This window comes from Pseudomonas sp. R1-43-08 (genome assembly GCF_003852255.1).
Lineage (GTDB): Bacteria > Pseudomonadota > Gammaproteobacteria > Pseudomonadales > Pseudomonadaceae > Aquipseudomonas.
The window spans coordinates 1,941,097-1,959,403 of the sequence record NZ_CP027734.1; the positions used below are offsets into that span (position 1 = coordinate 1,941,097).

An 18,307-nucleotide genomic window follows, 5' to 3' on the forward strand; every position below is an offset into this window, starting at 1 on the left:
GGCATTCACTTGAGCAACTCCCGGCAGACAGGCTTGTCGTGGGGCACGCCGAGCAACTCGCAGACGGTACCGCACAGCTCGGTCTGTTTCGGCGCGGCGTTGGCATCCAGGCTGAAGGCGTCGCCCAGCACAAACAGTGGCACTTCGCGCTCTTCCGGCAGCAGGCCGTTGTGGGAGCGGTCGTTGTTCATGCCGTGGTCGGCGGTGACCAGCACCTGGTAACCGGCGTCGAGCCAGCCCTGCAGATAGTCGGCGAGAATGATGTCGGCCGAGCGTGCGCTGTTGCGGTACTGCGCGCTGTCGAGGCCGTGCTTGTGGCCGGCGTCGTCGATGTTCATCGGATGCACCAGCAGAAAGTCCGGCGCGTGCGCAAGGCGCAGGCTTTCGGCGTCGGCCAGCAGGTGGGAATCCGGGTAGTGGTCATTCCAGTAAAAATGCCCATGCTGGATCGCCAGCGTCTGATCGTCGGTATGACGATCACGGGCGGCGAGAAAGGGGGTGCGGTTATACAGTTCGCTCACCCAGTGGTAAGCCGCCGCTGCGGTGGTCAAGCCGGCATCGCGGGCGTAATGAAAAATGCTGTGCTGGTTGGACAGGCGCGAGACGTTGTTGTGGACGATGCCGCTCTGGATCGGCGCAACGCCGGTCAGGATGCATTCATACAGCGGACGGGACAGGGCGGGCAGTTCACATTCCAGTGTGTAGAGGGCTGCGCGTCCTGCGCCGACATAGGCCTGCAAATGCCCCATGGCGTGCCGGGCAACCTCGAAGTTCAGGCCGTCGAGCACGACAAGGATGACAGGGTGCTTCATGGGGGAGAGCGCTCCGCAGCAATAGACTTGACTCAATTTCCCTGGAGGAACGAGGTCAAAAGTGTGGGAGGGGGCTTGCTCCCGATAGCGGTGGTTCAGTTACAGATACTGAGACTGACACATCGCAATCGGGAGCAAGCCCCCTCCCACATTGGATCTCCAGTGGATTTCCAATGTGGGCGACAGGCTTACTTCATTTCTACGATGACCTGCTCGTTCCACAGCTGCGGCAGCTTTTTGGACGTGGCTTCCCAGGCATCGGCATCCTTGATCGGCTGCGGGTTAGCCTTGGTGTACTGCTCACCCGGGATCAGGTTCTTGGCGATGTCAGCCGGCAGTTTCAAGTCGGTTTCGGCGCGGATCGGGCGTGCATTGCCTTTGGCCAGGTTGATCTGGCCGGCATCGCTGAAGATGTATTCGCGCGTCAGCTTGGCGGCGTTCGGGTGTTTGGCGTACTTGTTGATGATGGTGGTGTAGCCGGATTTCACCGAGCCATCCGACGGGATCAGCACCACGTAGTCATCCGGGTTGGCCATCTTGGCTTTATAGCTCAGGCCGTTGAAGTCCCAGACGATACCCACTTCGACTTCGCCTTTTTCCATGGTGGCGATGGTCGGGTTGGACAGCGAGAGGCGACCTTGCTGGGCGATCTTGGTGAAAAACTGCAGGCCCGGCGCGATGTTTTTCTCGTCGCCTTTATTGGCGATGGCGGCTGCCAGCACAGCGTTGGAAGCCTGGGCCGCGGTGCTTACGTCACCCACAGATACCTTGTACTTGCCGGTTTGCAGGTCGGCCCAACTGGTGGGCACTTCGGAGCCGTGCAGCAGCTTCTTGTTGACGATAAACGCGATGGTGCCGGTGTAGGCCAGCGCCCAGTGGCCGTCCTTGTCTTTCGCCCAATCCGGCACCTGGGCCCAGGTGGACGGTTTGTAAGGCTGGGTCACTTCCTGTTTCACCGCGATGGGGCCGAAGGCCGCGCCCACGTCGCCGATATCGGCGCTGGCATTGTCTTTTTCGGCTTTGAACTTGGCTATTTCCTGGGCCGAGCTCATGTCGGTGTCGATGTGCTTGAGGCCATAGGTCTTGGCCAGGTCTTCCCAGGTGCCTTTCCAGTTGGCCCAGTCATCGGGCATGCCGACGCTGTTCACGGCGCCCTCGGATTTGGCGGCGGCTTCCAGGGTTTTTAGATCGGTATCAGCGGCCATGGCTGCGGTGCACATGGCAATGGTCGAGCCTAACAGTGATGCCAGGAAAAGCTGTTTCATCCGAAGCTCCTTTGGGCGTTTTCAACGCGGCGTTTTATGCAGGCGGTGTGGTTGGTCTAGGTCAGAGCAATACCTGAGCCAATCTAGACGCGATGGATGACAGTTTCATGTCGATGTCGTTTTTGAGGCGCTGATGTCGTTCGGCGCAGACTTAGCGTAGACCATGCCCAAGTGCCCGTAGCGCCTGGACTTGGCCGATGTATTGCAGGGTGTGGTGCACGCGGGGGACGCGGCTGTCATCTGTCGGTCATCTGCAATGCCTAGGCTGGCGCAACATTGAGGTGGGACGTTTATGCAGCTTTATGTGCACTTGAATGGTGCTGGTCTAGTCCAGATAGGTAACGTTAATGCGTGACGAGGCAATCAAAGCGGTAACCTCCATCGGGCTGGCACTGCAAGAGCAGATCGACCACGGCCTGTTGCCGCCCGCCAGCAAACTGCCCGCCGAGCGCAAGCTCAGCGAGTTGTTTGGTACCACTCGCATTACCGTGCGGGAAGCCTTGTTACAGCTTGAAGCCCAAGGGCAGATCTATCGCGAGGAGCGTCGAGGCTGGTTCGTCTCGCCGCCTCGGTTGGCCTACAACCTGATGCAGCGCAGCCACTTTCACGCGATGGTCAACGACCAGGGCCGGGTGGCATCGACCCAGGTGATTTCTGCGCGCCTGCAACCGGCATCGGCTGCGGTGTGCGCCTGGTTACAGTTGCCGGCGCTGTCCAGCGTGATCCAGATCTGCCGGGGGCGGCGGATCGATGGGCGGCTGGTGCTGTACGTCGAGCACTACCTGAACCCGCAGTATTTTCCTGGGATCCTGGCGTGCGACCTGAATCAGTCGATGACCGAACTGTATGCGCGCAAGTACGACTTGCACTATGGCCGGGTGCGTTTCGAGATCGTACCGACCTCACTGCCGGTGGAGGCCGCCGCTGCGTTGCGCGTATCGGTGGGCAGCCCGGGCTTGCGGATCGCCAGGGTCAACTATGACCAGCACCAGCGCTTGATCGACTGCGACCTGGAGTTCTGGCGGCATGATGCGATACATGTAGGTGTGGACGTGGTTTGAGGCTATGACGAGGGCGTGAGTGCCTTGATCACCTGATCCACATTGGTTTGCAGCTCCGTCACCGGGTCGACACCGTCCACATTCAACACCAGCAGGGTGGCGCCGCCAGCCGTGACCGCCGCTTTCACCGCCTCACTCGGCTGGCGGTGGTGCAGCACCGTCGCCACATCGTTGGTTTTCAACTGCGCACTGAGCTGTTGCAGCGCTTCAGGCGTCCAGTCCGCATCTGGCCGTGCATCGGTACTGACCAGTTCCAGGTTCAGGCTGCTGACCAGATAGGCAAAGTGATCGCTCAAGCTGACCACACTCAGGTTATCGGCCTGGGCCAGGCGCGCCTCGCTGTCGGCGGCGAGCTTGAGCAGGTGCTGCTTGAGCGCGGCCAGGTTCGCATCGATCTGCGGTTTGGCACCCGGCGCCAGGCGGCTCAGGTCGGCCGCCAATACATCGGCCATGCGCCCCATGTTGTTGCCCGACTGCCACGGTTGGCTGTTCAAGCCATCGCTGACGCCCGGCTGCACGGCGATGCCCGGTAAACCGCCATCCACCGGGCGCGCAGCGTCGACTTCGACAATGCGGATATTGCTGCGCCGCGCCACGGGGTAGAGCGGGTCATCCGCCCACAGCGAGCGCAGGCCGATGGCGGCATCGGCATCCTGGGCCAGTTGACTCAGCGCTGGCGCACCGCGCCCGGTGAAGTACGAAACCTGCCGCGAACCGGGCAGGTTGGCGGGGGCGGCGCGTTCGAGTTGCACATCGGTGCCTTTGAGTAGCACTTCTGCGAGGCCGTAGGTGATTGGCAACGAGGCCAGCACCTTGACCGGTTTTACTGTGTTGGGCTTGGTCAGCGCGGCATGGCCAAGGCCATGGTTGGCGACGAAGTCCCTGGTTTGAAAGCCATCCACGACGGCGAACGACGGGGTGCTGATCAGGCAAGCCATGGCCAGGGCCAGTGGGCGAAAGTCAGGGCGCATTATCCAAGATTCCCTTTGAGGCTGGGCACCGTACCGCGCGCGATCGCGGCGATGGCGAAGGCGATACCGGCGACCAGGATGATCGCGGCGCCGGACGGCACCGGCAGGTCGAAGATGATTGGCAGCAGGATGCCGCACAGGGTGCTGGCGGTCGCAATCGCCACCGACACCCAGAAGAACCCTTTGAGCGACTGGCTCAGCAGCCGCGCCGCCGCCGCCGGGATCACCAGCAGGGCGCCGACCAGGATGGCGCCGATCACCTTGACCGCCGCGACGGTGATCAGCGTCACCAGGATTACGAACAGATAGTCCAGGGTCTTCACCGCCACCCCGCGCACCGCCGCCAATTGCGGGTTGAAGCTGGCGAGCATGATGCGGTTGTACAGCGGCAGCGCCAGGGCCATCACCAGCGAACCGACGACCGCCAGCACCAGCAGGTCGTTGCCGTTGACCGTCAGCACCGAACCGAACAGCACGTTTTCCAGGATGTGCACATTGATCTTGCCGGCCAGGATCAGCAGCAGGCTTGCGCCCAGCGCCAGGGACACCGACAGGAACACGCCGATCAGCGTATCCGGCGCCAGGCCGGTACGGTTACGCAGGTAGTTGAGCAGGATGCCGAACAGCAGGCAGTAGCCGAACAGGCTGCCGTAGGGCCCGGTATAGGGTTCCCCGAGCAGGATGCCTACGGCCACGCCGGTCAGCGCGGCATGCCCGACCGCTTCGGAGAAAAACGCAAAGCGCTTGACCACCACCAGCGTGCCCAGCCCGCCCAGCACCGGGCCGATCAGCAGACCGGCGAGCAGGGCGTTGACCACAAAGCCGTAGGCCAGTGCCTCGGGCAGATAACCAGAAGAGGCCCAGCCCTGGACCATCAGGCGAAACGCTTCATAACTCATTGCGCCAGGCTCCTGGGGTGAGTGGAGAACAGGGTCAGCAGGCGGTCGGGGGTGAGTGCCTGTTTCGGCGTGGCGTCGAACAGTACGCGGCGGTTCAAGCCGGTTACGCGGTCGGCCAGGCGCCCGACTGCCTCCAGGTCGTGCTCGATCCACAGCACGGTAATCCCGGCCAGTCGCCAGTCATCGAGCAGCCGCTCGAACACCTGGATACCGGCCTCATCGAGGGCCGACATCGGTTCATCCAGCACCAGCAATTGCGGCGCCGGAATCAGCCCCTGAGCCAGCAATACCCGCTGGCGTTCACCGCCGGACAAGGCGCCCATGCGCCGCTTGCGCTTGTCCTGCATGCCAACCCGTTCCAGCGCCTCGCCAATCGCGCCGGCGTAGTGCCGGGACAGGCCGAGAAACGCCGGCCGCCGCTGGCACATCGCGGCCATGAAGTCATCCACGGTCATCGGCAAACCCCGGTCGAATTCCAGGGCCTGGGGCACATAGCCAATGGTGCCGGGGCTGCCCGGCCACTCCAGGCTCAAGCGGCCCTGGTGCGGCGTTTGCCCGAGCAGGGTCTTGATCAGCGAGCTTTTGCCGCCGCCATTCGGGCCGACCAACGCGTGAATGCTGCCGGGCCGTACCTGAAAGCTCACCCCATCGAGAATCACGGTGCGGCCCAAGGTCAGCGACACCTGGTCAAAGTCGAGGGTCGGGCCACAGGCCAGGTTCAGCGGTTGCGCCGCCGTCATGTTCCCGACTCCTGGATCGCGCGAACCACAGTGTCGAGGTTGCCGGTCATTTCCACCTCATACTTTTGCGCGCTGTATTCACCGTAGGAAATATGCGACAGCGGATACAGCTTGACCCCGGATTCCCGTTGAATTGTGTCGACATAGGAAGACGGGAAATCCATTTCCGAGAAAATCACTTTCACGTCCAGGGCGCGCAGTTCATCAATGGTTTTCTTCAACTGGCTGGGGCTGGGCTCGATGCCGTGGGCCGGTTCGACCACGGCGGTGACTTCCAGGCCGAACTCGCGCAGCAGGTAGTCATAAGCCGCGTGCACCGTGGCCACGCGCAGGTCCGGGTTGGGCGCGCTGGTCAGCTTGGCCAGGGCGTCGGCGCGCATCTGGCGCAGGCGTTTGCCGTAGGCGCGGGCGTTCTGGGTGTAGGTCTTGGCGTTGTCCGGGTCGAGCTTGCCCAACTCGCGGGCGATGTTGTTGACCTGGGCAATCGACGCACTGATCGACAGGAACGTGTGCGGGTTGACCACCTTGCCCGCACCGCGCGCGGCGTTGCCGGTGGCGGCCAGCAGGGGCACATTGGCGTTGGCTTCGATCACCGCGATGTCCGGGCGCTCGCTGGTGGCGATCATGCGGTCGGCGAAGTCATCATGCCCCACGCCGTTGAGCACGATCACGTCCAGGGTGCCGATGCGCTTGATGTCTTCGGCGCGCGGCTCGTAGGCATGGGGGTTGAACCCCGCCGGAATCAGTGGCACCACCTCGGCCTTGTCGCCGACGATATTGGCCACGTAGCTGTAGTAAGGATGCAAGGTGATGCCGATGCGCAGGCGTTTACCCGCCTCGGCGTTCGCCAGGGGCGCGAGCATCAGGCTGAACAGGCCAGCCAGCAACAGACGCAACAGGGGAGATGAAATGGACATGGGCAATCGGTCTTCTCGTTCAGGGGCGGTGCTGGCGGGTCACGCCAGCATCGAATTGCGCGACCACTTGCCGCCAGCCGGCAGCGATCAGCGCCTGGTCAGTGAGGTCGGAGGGGGCAGCCAGGTCGTTGCCACGGTTGAGCCAGATATCCGGCTCGGTGCCCTGCACGCGCATCAACAGCGAACCGCTGGTGCCAGGTGCCTGGCTCAAGCCCAGGTAGGCCGAGGGGGCGAGCAGCTGCCAGCGATGATCGCCACGGCTGACGGAACTGGCGTCCTGGGCAAACGGCGCAAAGCCTTCCTGGGCCAACTGGTCCGGTGTCGGCAGGGCGTTTTGCTCCTGCTGCAGCAAGTGGATTTCATCCAGGGTCACCCGCAGGTCGGCGTAGATGCCCTGTTCGGCGGCGCTCAGGTCGCGTCGGGCATCCAGTTGGTGGCTTGGCACCGCTGCGAGCTGCTGGGTCTCACTGTGCAAGGCCACCACCGTTCCCGACACCGCCAGGATGATCAGGCACAGCAACAGCACGTAAAGGGTTTCATGACCCGCCCCGGCCGGGCGCACTACCTGTACGGTACTCATGGCGCCTGGATATCCGCTTGGTCGATTTCCACCACGTGACCGGGGCCGGCATCGAACAGCACATAGAATTCGGCTGCGGGTTTCTTGAAGGTCAGGGTCGAATCCTCACCGAGCTTGCCCGGCACCAGGATGGTCTCGTCGTAGCCGATCACATCCAGGGTCACGCCCGGAGCGCCGCTGCCATCGGAGAACCCCCCTTTACACTGGATCTGCTCGCCGGGAATTTCCTTGCATTCGCACATCGGGTTGTGGGCGAAGGCCACGTCAGTGAAGCCGGCGCTCAGCACTAGCACGCAAGCGGCGCGCATCAGGCGCTTGAACATCATGGTTTGACTCCTTGCTTGTTCAGCCAGGCAACAGTGGCGGGCGAGGCCTGGCTCAGTGGAATGGAACCCTGGTGCATGCTGCCGTCCCAGCCTTCCATGGTGACCCACAGTTCAGCGTCGACCGGCGTGCGTTCCGGCACCGGCAGGACGGCGCCCATGCGGTAGGGTGTGCCAAAGAAGATCACCCCGGCCGCCCGCAGGCTGCGCGGTTTGCCGATGCGCAGGTAAGTCGCCTTGACCTGCTCGGCGCAGGTGGCGCACAGGGCGGCGTTAAAGGTTTTCATCGGGCCGGCCGGATCCGGGCGCGGGCCTTCGTTGCGAAATTCCGCGAGGGTCAGGCTCCAGGGGCCGACTTGAACGTCCCCGGCGACCCGCTCGCCGATGCCGGCATCGCCGCGAAACAGCGCGGCATCGGCAAAATACTTGGGCATGAACCCCAGCGGCACCAGCAACAGCAGGATGTTTATATGAAAACGCCACTTCAGCCACCCGGCGCGCAGGGGTGAAGAGGGTTTGGTCGCGACCTTGCTCATCAGTGCGTCTCCGAGGTTTCAGCCTGCAGGGCAGGGAAGGGCACAGGCGGGCGCTGGGTCTTGGCCTCGCGTTTGAGGGCGTGGAGGGTGGCCAGGGCGGTGCGCTTGGTCCAGATCAGCAAGCCGCTCAGCACCATCATGCTCAGCACCAGGCCGAAGAAGGCCCAGATCAGCTTGATCCACAGGCCACCGAAGTCACCGGTGTGCAGCGGGCGCATGGACTCGGTGACGAACTCCAGCGTGGTGCGGTCGGACAGCAGGTGCGAGACCGCGATTTCACCGCTGTAGGGGTTCAGTTGCGCGGTCTGGAACATCAGCGGGTACCAGCCGCGCCCGCCGATCTGCAGGTGGCTGTAGGCATTGAGCGGCAGGAAGGCAAACGTGGCTTCCAGCCCAGGAATGCGCTGGGTGGCGATCTTGATCGCTTCGTCCAGGGCAATCATCGGGGCAGGCACGCCGGGGGCGGACAGCGGCACCTTTTCCCGGGCAATCACCGGCACGATGGGCTCGCTGGAGATGGAAATCTGATTGTCGGCCAGGGTCGCCTCGATCAGGAACCAGGTGCCGGTAATGGAAATGACGGCGATGAACCAGATCGACCAGATACCGCTCAGGCGGTGAAAGTCACCCCAGAAGATGCGCGCGCCGTGGCGGATGCGCAGGGTCGGGCGTAAAAAGCCTTTCCAGAAGCGCTTGTACACCACAAGCCCGGTGACCAATGAGGCCAGCAAGGGCAGGCCGAGCAGCGACACCAGGTACCAACCCCAGCTGTAGCCATTGGTGAACGGCACCAGCCACCAGCCGTGCAGGGCACGGGTAAATTGCTTGAAGTCGAACGACGGGCTGATGCCCTGGATGGCGCCCGTGTAGGGGTTGGCATAGGCCTCGACCGAACGCCCGTCCGGGTAGCTGAGGCCGACGGTCAACGCGAAGTGTGATTCGTCGGGGCGGATGATCGAGCGCACGATGACCTGGGGCTCGTCGCGCTTGATGGCGGCGATTACCTGGTCGAAGCTCAGCGGCTGGGCATCATCCGACGGCTTGGTCGCGCGGATGTCCGGGTTGGCCAGCCAGACGATTTCCTGGCTGACCACCGCCAGGGTGCCGGTGACGCAGACGATCAGTACAAAGAACCAGATGGGCAGCGCCAGCCAGCTGTGTACGAGAAACCAGAGTTTTGAGCGTGACTTCTTCGACATGTGAATGAGGGTCTTGATCGGAGGGGCGATGGAAGCCCGGAAAAGGCCAGTCGTAGCTTTTGCTGACGCGACGGGCTGTATCTAAGTTAAGACGGATGAGGATGAGAAATCCCCAAGGGGGAAATGAAAGAAAATGTTTCAGGTTCGCAGGAACGTCCTGCGCGCGAGTGACGATCGCCTGGGATTCCACTGCGGGGCGGTCCATGGAAAGCGCAAGCTGAAGCTCAAGTTTTCATTGGGGTACGTAGTGGTATAAGTATAAAAAACCATGGAGAAACGTGGGAATACATGGTTGCGAGTGTTATTTACTTTTTAAATGAGCGAGGAAATGCCCCTGTTTATGGGGAGCTGAGCGACGGTGTAGTTTAAATCCGAAAAAAAGACAACTAGCGTCTGTTGACGGCATAGAGACCATAGGCTTAATTAGGTGCTGGCCTGGAAGTCAGAAAAATCTAAAACAAGGAGTGTGATTACATGAACCTATCAGGGCTTTATCCGCACACTGCAATAATAAGTTTTTATCCCTTCCCCGTGTGGCTGATTGAATCAGCTCCTTGATTGCGGCCTGTCGCCTAAGTCGATTGTCATTGTTGCGAATATCGCTGTTCCCGCCAGGGAAAGCGCGCATTCATATGCCTGAACAGAGAGTACGCACTCATGTCGATTTACGATCAAGACATTCATCGCTCAGTACAGTGGCAAGACTGGCGCTGGCAGCAGAAGAATGCGTTGCGTGATGAGCCGACCCTTCGCGATGCCTGCGGGGGGTGGGGCGAGGACACCACCGCGCATATCGAACACAACCTGCAAGGGCGCAAGATGCAGATCACGCCTTACTACATCGAGCTGATCAAGCGTTCTCTTACCACCGGCGCGGTTACGGACCACCCGCTATGGCGGCAAGTGGTGCCGTATTGGAGCGAGCAGGTCGAGGGTGATTACGATGGCACTTCCGAAAATTGGGAGTTGGGCCATGAAATGAAGACGCCCATCTGCCAGCACAAGTACGACAATCGCGTCATCCTGCGCACCACCAATACCTGCAACGCCTATTGCCAGTTTTGCTTCGAAGCGCTGCGCACGCTGCAGGTGGGCACTGACAAGGCCAACGCCAGCAAGGATTCCTTCATGGAATCGGTCGAGTACATCCGCGGCAACCCGGCCATCGAAGAAGTGATTCTCAGTGGCGGCGACCCGTTGATGCTGGCCGACCGCAAGCTCGACGAGTACCTGGCCGCCCTGCGCGGGATCAGTGATGACTTGCTGATCCGTATTCACTCCCGGGCCCTGAGCTTCAACCCGTATCGCGTGACCGATGAATTGATCGCGATGTTGGAAAAGTACAAGGTCAATGCCTTTGGCGTGCACGTGTGCCATCCGCTCGAACTCAGCCCTGACTTTGCGGTGGCGGTCAAACGTATACAGAGCGTCGTGCCGATTGTCTTTTCCAATATGCCATTGTTACGGGGCGTCAACGATGATGAAGCGACCCTGCATAAACTCTTCATCGATCTTTATCGTCTGGGCGTAAAACCGTATTACTTATATCACTTCATGCCGTTTTCACCCGGTGCGTCGGAATATAAGGCATCGATCAGCCAGGCCATCGCGATCATGGATCGCCTCAAACGGCGAGTGTCTAATATCGCCCTGCCTGAATATGTTCTACCGCACGCGCAAGGCAAGTTCACGGTGCCGCTGTTGGACTTTGAAAAACCTGAGGATTTGCCGTACTTCGAAGTTCGCGATGGGCAGCGCCATTATCGTTTCCGTAACTGGGAAGGGCAGTGGTGCAGTTGGCAGGATGCCTGAATCAACGTATGGACTGAGGCGGTATAAGTGATGAAACAAGACGCCATTCTTTTTATTGATGTCGATGACAGTACTGCTGTCCGTTATAACTACCGAGAGCCGCATTTTGCGGTGGCCCGCGCCCAGGGCCTGGTGTGCCTGACGGCGGGGGTGACTGGGCGCAGGCATCTGCAACGGCTCAGGGATGACAGTGATGCGGTGTTCCTGCTCGACGCACTCAACGAGGAGGCCATCCTCGACCTGGTTGGCCAGCTCGATGAGCAGTATCAGATTCGCGGAATTTTCTGCCAGGCCGGTCATCCGTCTGCGCAAGGCGAAGTCGGCTGCATCGTGGCACGGGCGTCCCGGCGCCTGGGCCTGGTGCACAGCAGTCCCGAGGCGATTGCCGCGTGCAACAACAAGTTCCTGATGCGCAGGGTACTGAAACAGCACGCCATTCGTTCCGTGCCGTTTGCGCTGTGCAATGACGAACAACAACTCCAGCAGAATGCCGAGCGGGTGGGTTACCCGTTGATCGCCAAACCGCCGTTTGGTGGTGCTTCGGCGTTTATCAAGAAGTGCGCCAATTGGGCCGAGCTGCGCAGCCACTACGCGCTGTTCGTCAGGGATCACGGCGGCGCCGCGTATGCGGATTTCTACGGCTGTGTGCACACCCTGCCGGAAGACGACGGCCAACGGCATGACTACATCCCCGGGCGCAGTCTCTTGCTGGAAGGCTACATCCCCGGTATCGAAGGCAGTGTGGAATGCGTGGTGGCCGGCGAGCGCGTCCATCCGCTGCTGATCAACGAAAAGCTGCTGTTGACCGAGCGCAGTGGCACGGTCCTGGAAAACCTGCTGATTTCCCCACCGACCTCCTTCACCGACAGCCAGTGCGCGCAGATCCGCGAGTACGCCGTGGCGTGCCTGCACGCGGTCGGCCTGACCAACGCCGTGGTGCATTTCGAGTTCCGCATGACGGAGCAGGGGCCGGTGGTGATCGAGATCAACCCACGCGTGGGCGGGCTCTATGTGAACGCGGCGTTGCGTGACCTCGCCGGTATTGATCCCTACCAGGTGTATCTCTCATTGTTGACGGGCGGGCAGGATGTCACTGCGCAGTTGGAGGCGGGGGCACGCAAGGTTGCCGAGACGGGGCAGCATTACGCGATGCTGGCGATTTACCCGCAGCACAGCGGCCGGTTCGAGGGCATCGAAGGCATGGAGTACCTGGACCGTAACGCTGCGGTGCTGGAGTACGCCCAGCAGGAGCCGGGCCATATGATCGATGCGGACATCGAGGAGCACTATCTGCTCAAGTGCTGGGCCAAGGTCGACGACGCTGCCGACGCCCGCGCGCTGCATGACGCGGTCAGTCAGCATCTGCGCGTTATCATCGACCACCCAGTGGCAGGCTAGCGATATGGACATCCCACGAATTAGCGCGCAGTTGCGCGAGCAGCATTACTGCCATCGCCGTGACTTTGGCGAACTGGTCAATGTCGAGCCCGCAGAAGAGCAAAGTTTCCGGGCCTACTGGGCCAACCTGGTGCGGGACGAGGCGTTCAAGGCGTACACCCATCGTGAACGGCGGATTCTGCGCTATCGTTTATCACCTTCACGCCAGTTGCAGATCGACAGGAGCACCGCGTTCAAGTCGCCGGTCACCTACGCCGTCAACTATCGACAGGGGGTGAACCACTTGAGCTATAGCGAGGAGGGCTTTATCGAGCATCCACTGATGCGCAAGCTGCTGGCCACCGACCTGGCGGTGATCGCACCGCACCTGGGCGAACAGAGCTACACCATCGACATCCACCAGTTCCGCGTGCGTGCGGATGCGCAAGCGAGCAGCCCCACCACGTCGGGGATTCACCAGGATGGCCTGGATTGGGTGTTCATGCATTTTATCGGCGAGCACAACACCGTGCCGGTGGTGTCTGAAGTGTTCACCACTGAAGCGGAGCACAATCGGGTGTTGAATGTGCCCATGGAGCACTTCCTGGAAACCCTCGTGGTCAACGACCGCAGGCTCTACCATCGCGCCGGGGATGTACGGCCCAAGGTCGATTCGACACCCGCGTGGCGCGATATGCTGTTGGTCAGCCTGCGCAGCGTGCCCGCTGATGAAGAGGCGCCGCCCGCATGAGTCTCGATCAACAGCTTTACCTGTCGACCCGCAACGCGCGGCTGATCATTTTTGCTCGCGGCGTTTCGGACTTTGGCGCCTTTCTCAACCTGGTGGCCCTGTCCACCTATGTCTACTGGCTCAGCCAGAGCGTGGTGTTCGTCAGCATCTTCCTGGCGTGCCGCGTCACCGGTGGCATTGTCGCCAGCCTGTTTGGCATCCCGTTTTTCCGGCGCTTTGCCGGGCGCGGCACGTTGGCGGGGCTGGACCTGGCGCGAGCGTTGTTGCTGACGCCGCTGTTGGTGCTGATTCCCACCCATCAACTCAGCCTGTTGCCGTTCATTGCCTTTGGTATCGGCCTGTGCAATTCGCTGTTTGCCATTGGCCTCAACAGTCAGTTGCCCACCTGGGTTGCCCCTGAACAGCGGGTGAACACCAACGCCTGGATCACCTCGGCGGCCGCCACCGGCGCGGTGTTCGGCAGTTTGCTGTCGGGGCTGCTGATTGCCACAGGAGGATTCGAGGCGGTGTTCGCGGTGAATATCGGCACCTATGTAATCGCCGCTTGCCTGGTCATGCCACTGCGTGCGTTGTACAGCGTTACTGTCGCCGCCCATCGCGGGCTCTCGGCCGAATGGCGCGAGTTGACCAAGGGGCTGCGCGGCGCGCCGGTATTGGCCGCGATGTTGTTGATCAGCATGCTCGACACCCTTGGCAGCGCGGCGCATAACGTCGGCTGGCCGGTGCTGTCTCAGTACATTTCCCCGGACACGGCCAAAACGGTGATGGGGTATCTGCTGGCGGTCTGGGCCTGTGGCAAGTTTATCGGGGCGCGTATTGCCAGTGCGCTGTTGAAAGGCCGTGGCACGCCGAGCATGGAACGCCTGTTCATGTTCGGCGTGGCGCTGATGTCCAGCGGCTTTATCCTGACGTTCCAGCAAACCCAATTGTGGTTGGCGTTGCTGTTGGTGGTGTGGGCGGGGTTGGGAGACGGGCTGTCTGAAGTGGCGTTGGTCTCCCGTGCGCAAAGTGAACCGGATAGCCTGCGCCTGCCGCTGTTCAGTTTATTGACCCTGATTCAAATGGCGGGCTTCGGCGTGGGGATGCTGGTGGTCGGGCCGTTCTACCTGACGTGGACGCCGGCCCAGGTGATTGTGCTGTTCCATGGGCTACCGCTGACGGCGCTGGCGGTAATGACCCTGTGGCTGGGGTGCACGGCTTACCGAAGCCGGCCGGACGTGTCGGGTTCACCGCCCACGCGTTGATAGCGACCGGTGGGAGGGCGCACGCCCCCTCCCACACGTTGAGATGCACCGCGCAACGCGGCTCAGCCTTGCCCGAACATCTCCACGGCACGCTGGCGGACCTGCTCCTCGGTCAGGTCTTCCTTGCGCGTGGCCAGGAACCACAGATGGCCGAACGGATCTTTTACGCTCGCGGAGCGGTCGCCGTAGAACTGGTCACTCGGCTCGGACACCACTGTCGCGCCCGCCGCCACGGCCTGTTTGAATTGCGCGTCGACGTCGCTCACATACAGGTGCAAACCGACACTGGGGTGTTCATCCGGATTACGCAGGGCCATCTGCTCGCACGGTGTGCCCAGCATGATCGCCGCACCACCGATGCGCAGTTCGGCATGGCCGACACGGCCGTCGGGCATATCCAGGCGCATGACCTGGGTAGCGCCAAAGGCGTTCTTGTAGAAGTCGATGGCTTCGCCCGCTTTGTCGATGCCCAGGTACGGCGTCACGCTGGCATAGCCCTCGGGAATGGCTTTCACGCTCATCACGTTCTCCTTGATTGTGGTTATGGAGGTCCGGCTGTTTAACTATAGGCCACGCCAATCAAGGGCTGCGCGAGTTCCGACGAGCAGATTCAACCGGGCTCGAGCAACTGCGCCCCCGGCCCGCGCTCCGCGAGTTGGTCGCCCAGATTGCGCAACGGGCAGGCCTCCATCGACAGGCAACCGCAGCCGATGCAACCATTGAGCTTGTCACGCAGCAGCACTAATTTGTTGATCCGCTCATCCAGGTCTTCCCGCCAGCGTGCCGACAGGCGTGCCCAATCCTTGGCAGTCGGCGTGCGACCCTCAGGCAGTGCTCGCAGCGCCTCGCCGATGGTCGCCAATGGAATGCCCAGGCGCTGGGCAACCTTGATGACCCCCACCCGCCGTAACACATCCCGCGTGTAGCGCCGTTGGTTGCCGGCGTTACGATGGCTTTTGATCAGCCCCTTGGTTTCGTAGAAATGCAGGGCCGTGACGGCGACGCCGCTACGGGCAGCCAATTGGCCAACGCTGAGTTCCTTGTTGAGCATAAAAACTCCGATTCATCACTTGACCTTGACTTAACTAGAGGTTTTACCCTGCGTGGCACTGAATCGCAAGATTCTGCCTACGGAGAAAGGGGAGTGTTCATGCAGGTGTCAGAGAAGAATCGCAGCTTCACGCAGTTAATCGAATTTCAGATCGACCCCCGCCAGCAGTCTGCCCTGGTGGCGGCCCTGACCCTCCAGAGCGAGCGACTGGCCGAGAACCATGGCGGCTTTTTGAGTGCGAGTGTGCAAGTCAGCGATGACGGGCGGCGGGTGCTCAACTGCCTGCAATGGCAATCCCGCGAGTACGGCGAGGCGGCATTCCGGCGCTTCGAGCAGGGCGGCGAAGACCTCTGGACGCTGATCCGGGCGCACCAGGCCAGGGCGGTGACCTTTGATTCGTTCCAGGTGCTGCGCAGTTTTGAGCGCAGCCATGACGACGCCTTGCACTGCCGCCTAAATGGATAGGTGCAGCATCCGCTCGCCCTGCAGGTTTTCCCCAGGTCGACGCTTGTTGACCGCCAGCTCGCCGATCTTGATCAGGCGCGTGCGCGTGACGTTGCGGCTCAAGCCCAGCAGGCTGGCGGTGTGCACCTGGTTGTAATGGCTGAAGCGGTAAGCGGCGCGTAACAGTGCATCCTCGACTTTTTCGTGCAGGGCGCCGGCCTGTTCCTCGAACAGCTTTTGAAAGGCGCGCGCCAGCAACGCTTCGGCGCTGTTGTCGGTGCCGTACTGGCTGTCGTCCTGGCGCTCGATGCGCAGGTTGGACAGGCGCAGATCGTCGCGTTCGATCACGCTGTTGCGGCAGATCAGCAGGGTGTGGTGAATCACGTTTTCCAGCTCGCGGATATTGCCCGGCCAACTGTAGCTGCGCAGTTTTTGCTCGGCCTCACGGCTGATGGTGATCGGCCCGTAGCCCAGGCGTTGGCTGTAGGCTTCGATGAAGTGTCGGGTCAGTGGCAGGATATCGCCGGGACGCTCGCGCAGGGGGCTCAGCTCCAGGCTGACCACGTCGAGACGGTAGTAGAGATCTTCGCGGAAGTGCCCGGCATTGATGGCCTTTTCCAGTTGCACGTTGGTTGCCGCCAGTACCCGGACGTTGATCGGAATGCTCTTGCGCGAGCCCAGGCGCACCACTTCGCGCTCCTGCAGCACGCGCAGCAGCTTGACCTGAATGGCCATGGGCAGATCGCCGATTTCGTCGAGGAACAAGGTGCCGCCGTCCGCCTCTTCGAACCAGCCCGCCTTGGCGCTGAGGGCGCCGGTAAAGGCACCTTTGTCGTGGCCGAACAGCTCGGCTTCGACGAGGGATTCAGAGAACGCCCCGCAGTTCACCGCCACGAAGGGTCGGTTGCGCCGCGCGCTGAGGTTGTGGATATGCCGTGCCACCAGTTCTTTACCGGTGCCGGTTTCGCCGATGATCAGCACGCTGGCTTCGCTGGGCGCCACTTGCTGGATATGGTCGAGCAGGGCCTGGGATTTCGGGTCTTCGAACACCTGGGCCGTGGCACGGATCGAGGTCGCGAGGGCAGGCGAGGGTGGGAGGGTCAACAGCTGCATGGGCACCTCTCTCAGGAATAAAACGTGGGAATCGGCAGGGCCTGGTTTAACGCCCAGTCACCCAGTTCGTGGAGTTTGTAATCCAGCGGGTCGTGCAGGGTTTGCGTGCGCAGGTTGCGCCAGTGGCGGTCCAGGCGCAGTGACGCGTGGGTGGACCGCGCGCCGGTGACGTCGAACAGACGGGTACACAGGTCCAGGCCCTGGCGCGTCGCGGCCACTTTGGCGGTGGCGATGGCAATCGCCAGCTGGCCGCGTTCCTGTTCGCTGAGGCTTTGGCCTTTGGCCCATGCCTGGTCGAACAGCTCCGCAGCGCGTTCCACCAGCAGGCGCACGCCTTGCAGCGCGACCCAGAAGTCGCCGTAGTGGTGCAGCACGTAAGGGTCCTGGCGTACGTCCTCGGCCATGGATTTATGCCATGCGCGGGTTTCGGTGAGGGTGTAGTGGCGCGCCTCTTCGAAGGCGCCTTCGGCAATGCCTAAAAACATATGGGTGAAAGTGAGCTGGGCAATCAACGGCCGCAGGCAGGCGAAAGGCGTGCTCAGTGGGCCCGGGTCGAGCAGTAACTCCGACTCCTCAACGCGCACCCGTTCAAAGCTGGCGCTGCCGCTGTCGGTCTGGCGTTGGCCGATGGTGTTCCAGTCATTGTGCAAGGTGATCCCGCTGCGCCCGCTGGGAATGGCGGCAATCAGCAGCTTGCCCCCGGCGCTTTCATCCACCGCCGAGGCGATGAGCATTTCTGAATCATTGGCCCCGGAGCAGAAACTTTTCTTGCCGGAAAATTCCCGCCAGCCGCCGAAGTCCTTGACCACCGTGCGCGTGTCCAGCGGGTTGAGAGCATTGCCCCAGAACCAGTTCTTGCGCGCGGTTTGTTCGAACCAGGGTTGCCATTGGTCCGGGCGAGCAAACAAGCGCACCGTGGCGAGCATCAAATGGTGGAAGCCGAAGACATGGGCGATGGAGCTGTCGACCTTGGCGAACTCGCGCACGATGCCCAGCGTTTCGCTCCAACGCGCACCGAGGCCGCCGTATTGGCGGGGAATACTCAGGGCGAGCAGGCCACTTTGGCGCAGGGCGTCACGTTCGGCCTTGGGTGTGCCGCCGCGTTCGTCACGCTCGACGGCGCTGAGGGCGAATTCGGCGGCCAGCAGTTTGGCGGTCTGCAGTGCACTGGGCAGCACGCTTTGGGGGGTGGCGGTCAAGGGAGAACCTCAA

General features: G+C 61.8%; 20 protein-coding genes. 6 read left to right on the forward strand and 14 right to left on the reverse strand.

Annotation, left to right across the window (positions count from 1 at the left end):
• Window positions 1–5: 5 nt before the first annotated feature.
• Window positions 6–812: an alkaline phosphatase family protein gene (locus C4J87_RS08955; RefSeq protein ID WP_124366479.1), complete on the reverse strand. Its 807-nt coding sequence runs from the start codon at window positions 810–812 to the stop codon at window positions 6–8.
• Between the two features lie 188 nt (window positions 813–1,000).
• Window positions 1,001–2,077 carry an ABC transporter substrate-binding protein gene (locus C4J87_RS08960; RefSeq protein WP_124366480.1) on the reverse strand — a complete coding sequence of 359 codons (1,077 nt, stop codon included), beginning with the start codon at window positions 2,075–2,077 and terminating at the stop codon, window positions 1,001–1,003.
• A gap of 347 nt (window positions 2,078–2,424) precedes the next feature.
• Here C4J87_RS08960 and C4J87_RS08965 point away from each other — a divergent pair, with 347 nt between their 5' ends.
• Entirely contained in the window at window positions 2,425–3,138 is a 714-nt protein-coding gene (locus tag C4J87_RS08965; protein WP_124362047.1) for a UTRA domain-containing protein, read from the forward strand.
• A gap of 2 nt (window positions 3,139–3,140) precedes the next feature.
• On the opposite strand, the gene C4J87_RS08970 is transcribed toward C4J87_RS08965, so the two are convergent.
• Genes C4J87_RS08970 through C4J87_RS09005 form a run of 8 tightly spaced genes read right to left on the reverse strand, consistent with a single transcriptional unit; the run spans window position 3,141 to window position 9,303 of the window.
• Complete coding sequence (locus tag C4J87_RS08970; RefSeq protein WP_124366481.1) at window positions 3,141–4,109, reverse strand: metal ABC transporter solute-binding protein, Zn/Mn family; 969 nt, start codon at window positions 4,107–4,109, stop codon at window positions 3,141–3,143.
• The gene (locus tag C4J87_RS08975) at window positions 4,109–5,008 is read right to left on the reverse strand and encodes a metal ABC transporter permease (protein ID WP_124366482.1); all 900 of its coding nucleotides are present in this window, start codon (window positions 5,006–5,008) and stop codon (window positions 4,109–4,111) included. Before C4J87_RS08975 ends, C4J87_RS08970 begins: the two co-directional genes overlap by 1 nt.
• A complete protein-coding gene (locus tag C4J87_RS08980; protein ID WP_124366483.1) occupies window positions 5,005–5,748 on the reverse strand; it encodes a metal ABC transporter ATP-binding protein in 744 nt (247 codons plus the stop codon). The genes C4J87_RS08975 and C4J87_RS08980 overlap by 4 nt, the downstream gene beginning before the upstream one ends.
• Window positions 5,745–6,665, reverse strand: coding sequence for a metal ABC transporter substrate-binding protein (locus C4J87_RS08985; RefSeq protein WP_124366484.1), 921 nt, complete (start codon window positions 6,663–6,665; stop codon window positions 5,745–5,747). Before C4J87_RS08985 ends, C4J87_RS08980 begins: the two co-directional genes overlap by 4 nt.
• 19 nt (window positions 6,666–6,684) lie before the next feature.
• Window positions 6,685–7,245, reverse strand: a complete 561-nt coding sequence (locus C4J87_RS08990; RefSeq protein ID WP_124366485.1) for a DUF6162 family protein — start codon at window positions 7,243–7,245, stop codon at window positions 6,685–6,687.
• Entirely contained in the window at window positions 7,242–7,571 is a 330-nt protein-coding gene (locus C4J87_RS08995; RefSeq protein ID WP_124366486.1) for a hypothetical protein, read from the reverse strand. Before C4J87_RS08995 ends, C4J87_RS08990 begins: the two co-directional genes overlap by 4 nt.
• Window positions 7,568–8,104: a thiamine pyrophosphate-binding protein gene (locus C4J87_RS09000; protein WP_124366487.1), complete on the reverse strand. Its 537-nt coding sequence runs from the start codon at window positions 8,102–8,104 to the stop codon at window positions 7,568–7,570. The genes C4J87_RS08995 and C4J87_RS09000 overlap by 4 nt, the downstream gene beginning before the upstream one ends.
• A complete protein-coding gene (locus C4J87_RS09005) occupies window positions 8,104–9,303 on the reverse strand; it encodes a PepSY domain-containing protein (protein WP_124366488.1) in 1,200 nt (399 codons plus the stop codon). Before C4J87_RS09005 ends, C4J87_RS09000 begins: the two co-directional genes overlap by 1 nt.
• 657 nt (window positions 9,304–9,960) lie before the next feature.
• On the opposite strand from C4J87_RS09005, the gene C4J87_RS09010 reads away from it, so the two are divergent.
• Genes C4J87_RS09010 through C4J87_RS09025 form a run of 4 tightly spaced genes read left to right on the forward strand, consistent with a single transcriptional unit; the run spans window position 9,961 to window position 14,487 of the window.
• Window positions 9,961–11,115, forward strand: coding sequence for a KamA family radical SAM protein (locus tag C4J87_RS09010; protein ID WP_124366489.1), 1,155 nt, complete (start codon window positions 9,961–9,963; stop codon window positions 11,113–11,115).
• Window positions 11,116–11,145: 30 nt separating this feature from the next.
• On the forward strand, window positions 11,146–12,513 hold the full coding sequence (locus C4J87_RS09015; RefSeq protein ID WP_124366490.1) for an ATP-grasp domain-containing protein: 1,368 nt from the start codon (window positions 11,146–11,148) through the stop codon (window positions 12,511–12,513).
• 4 nt (window positions 12,514–12,517) lie between these two features.
• Window positions 12,518–13,243 (forward strand): 2OG-Fe dioxygenase family protein, encoded by a 726-nt coding sequence (locus C4J87_RS09020; protein ID WP_124366491.1) that lies wholly within the window; start codon window positions 12,518–12,520, stop codon window positions 13,241–13,243.
• The gene (locus tag C4J87_RS09025; protein ID WP_124366492.1) at window positions 13,240–14,487 is read left to right on the forward strand and encodes an MFS transporter; all 1,248 of its coding nucleotides are present in this window, start codon (window positions 13,240–13,242) and stop codon (window positions 14,485–14,487) included. The genes C4J87_RS09020 and C4J87_RS09025 overlap by 4 nt, the downstream gene beginning before the upstream one ends.
• 62 nt (window positions 14,488–14,549) lie before the next feature.
• Here the strand turns inward: C4J87_RS09025 and C4J87_RS09030 are convergent, their stop codons facing one another.
• Both C4J87_RS09030 and soxR read right to left on the reverse strand, forming a co-directional pair.
• Entirely contained in the window at window positions 14,550–15,008 is a 459-nt protein-coding gene (locus tag C4J87_RS09030) for a VOC family protein (RefSeq protein ID WP_124366493.1), read from the reverse strand.
• An 89-nt stretch (window positions 15,009–15,097) separates the two neighbouring features.
• Window positions 15,098–15,538 (reverse strand): redox-sensitive transcriptional activator SoxR, encoded by a 441-nt coding sequence (gene soxR, locus C4J87_RS09035; RefSeq protein ID WP_124366494.1) that lies wholly within the window; start codon window positions 15,536–15,538, stop codon window positions 15,098–15,100.
• 99 nt (window positions 15,539–15,637) lie between these two features.
• Here soxR and C4J87_RS09040 point away from each other — a divergent pair, with 99 nt between their 5' ends.
• Complete coding sequence (locus C4J87_RS09040) at window positions 15,638–16,003, forward strand: antibiotic biosynthesis monooxygenase (protein WP_124366495.1); 366 nt, start codon at window positions 15,638–15,640, stop codon at window positions 16,001–16,003.
• Here the strand turns inward: C4J87_RS09040 and C4J87_RS09045 are convergent.
• Together C4J87_RS09045 and C4J87_RS09050 are read right to left on the reverse strand one after the other, a co-directional pair.
• Window positions 15,992–17,095 (reverse strand): sigma-54-dependent Fis family transcriptional regulator, encoded by a 1,104-nt coding sequence (locus tag C4J87_RS09045; protein ID WP_124366496.1) that lies wholly within the window; start codon window positions 17,093–17,095, stop codon window positions 15,992–15,994. The two genes, C4J87_RS09040 and C4J87_RS09045, sit on opposite strands and share 12 nt — an antisense overlap.
• A gap of 11 nt (window positions 17,096–17,106) precedes the next feature.
• Window positions 17,107–18,294 carry an acyl-CoA dehydrogenase family protein gene (locus C4J87_RS09050; protein ID WP_124366497.1) on the reverse strand — a complete coding sequence of 396 codons (1,188 nt, stop codon included), beginning with the start codon at window positions 18,292–18,294 and terminating at the stop codon, window positions 17,107–17,109.
• Window positions 18,295–18,307: the final 13 nt, after the last annotated feature.

Coding starts and splice junctions, on each gene's coding strand:
- C4J87_RS08955 (WP_124366479.1), bottom strand. CDS start 812: ATGAAGCACCCTGTCATCCTTGTCGTGCTCGACGGCCTGAACTTCGAG.
- C4J87_RS08960 (WP_124366480.1), bottom strand. CDS start 2,077: ATGAAACAGCTTTTCCTGGCATCACTGTTAGGCTCGACCATTGCCATG.
- C4J87_RS08965 (WP_124362047.1), top strand. CDS start 2,425: ATGCGTGACGAGGCAATCAAAGCGGTAACCTCCATCGGGCTGGCACTG.
- C4J87_RS08970 (WP_124366481.1), bottom strand. CDS start 4,109: ATGCGCCCTGACTTTCGCCCACTGGCCCTGGCCATGGCTTGCCTGATC.
- C4J87_RS08975 (WP_124366482.1), bottom strand. CDS start 5,008: ATGAGTTATGAAGCGTTTCGCCTGATGGTCCAGGGCTGGGCCTCTTCT.
- C4J87_RS08980 (WP_124366483.1), bottom strand. CDS start 5,748: ATGACGGCGGCGCAACCGCTGAACCTGGCCTGTGGCCCGACCCTCGAC.
- C4J87_RS08985 (WP_124366484.1), bottom strand. CDS start 6,665: ATGTCCATTTCATCTCCCCTGTTGCGTCTGTTGCTGGCTGGCCTGTTC.
- C4J87_RS08990 (WP_124366485.1), bottom strand. CDS start 7,245: ATGAGTACCGTACAGGTAGTGCGCCCGGCCGGGGCGGGTCATGAAACC.
- C4J87_RS08995 (WP_124366486.1), bottom strand. CDS start 7,571: ATGATGTTCAAGCGCCTGATGCGCGCCGCTTGCGTGCTAGTGCTGAGC.
- C4J87_RS09000 (WP_124366487.1), bottom strand. CDS start 8,104: ATGAGCAAGGTCGCGACCAAACCCTCTTCACCCCTGCGCGCCGGGTGG.
- C4J87_RS09005 (WP_124366488.1), bottom strand. CDS start 9,303: ATGTCGAAGAAGTCACGCTCAAAACTCTGGTTTCTCGTACACAGCTGG.
- C4J87_RS09010 (WP_124366489.1), top strand. CDS start 9,961: ATGTCGATTTACGATCAAGACATTCATCGCTCAGTACAGTGGCAAGAC.
- C4J87_RS09015 (WP_124366490.1), top strand. CDS start 11,146: ATGAAACAAGACGCCATTCTTTTTATTGATGTCGATGACAGTACTGCT.
- C4J87_RS09020 (WP_124366491.1), top strand. CDS start 12,518: ATGGACATCCCACGAATTAGCGCGCAGTTGCGCGAGCAGCATTACTGC.
- C4J87_RS09025 (WP_124366492.1), top strand. CDS start 13,240: ATGAGTCTCGATCAACAGCTTTACCTGTCGACCCGCAACGCGCGGCTG.
- C4J87_RS09030 (WP_124366493.1), bottom strand. CDS start 15,008: ATGAGCGTGAAAGCCATTCCCGAGGGCTATGCCAGCGTGACGCCGTAC.
- soxR (WP_124366494.1), bottom strand. CDS start 15,538: ATGCTCAACAAGGAACTCAGCGTTGGCCAATTGGCTGCCCGTAGCGGC.
- C4J87_RS09040 (WP_124366495.1), top strand. CDS start 15,638: ATGCAGGTGTCAGAGAAGAATCGCAGCTTCACGCAGTTAATCGAATTT.
- C4J87_RS09045 (WP_124366496.1), bottom strand. CDS start 17,095: ATGCAGCTGTTGACCCTCCCACCCTCGCCTGCCCTCGCGACCTCGATC.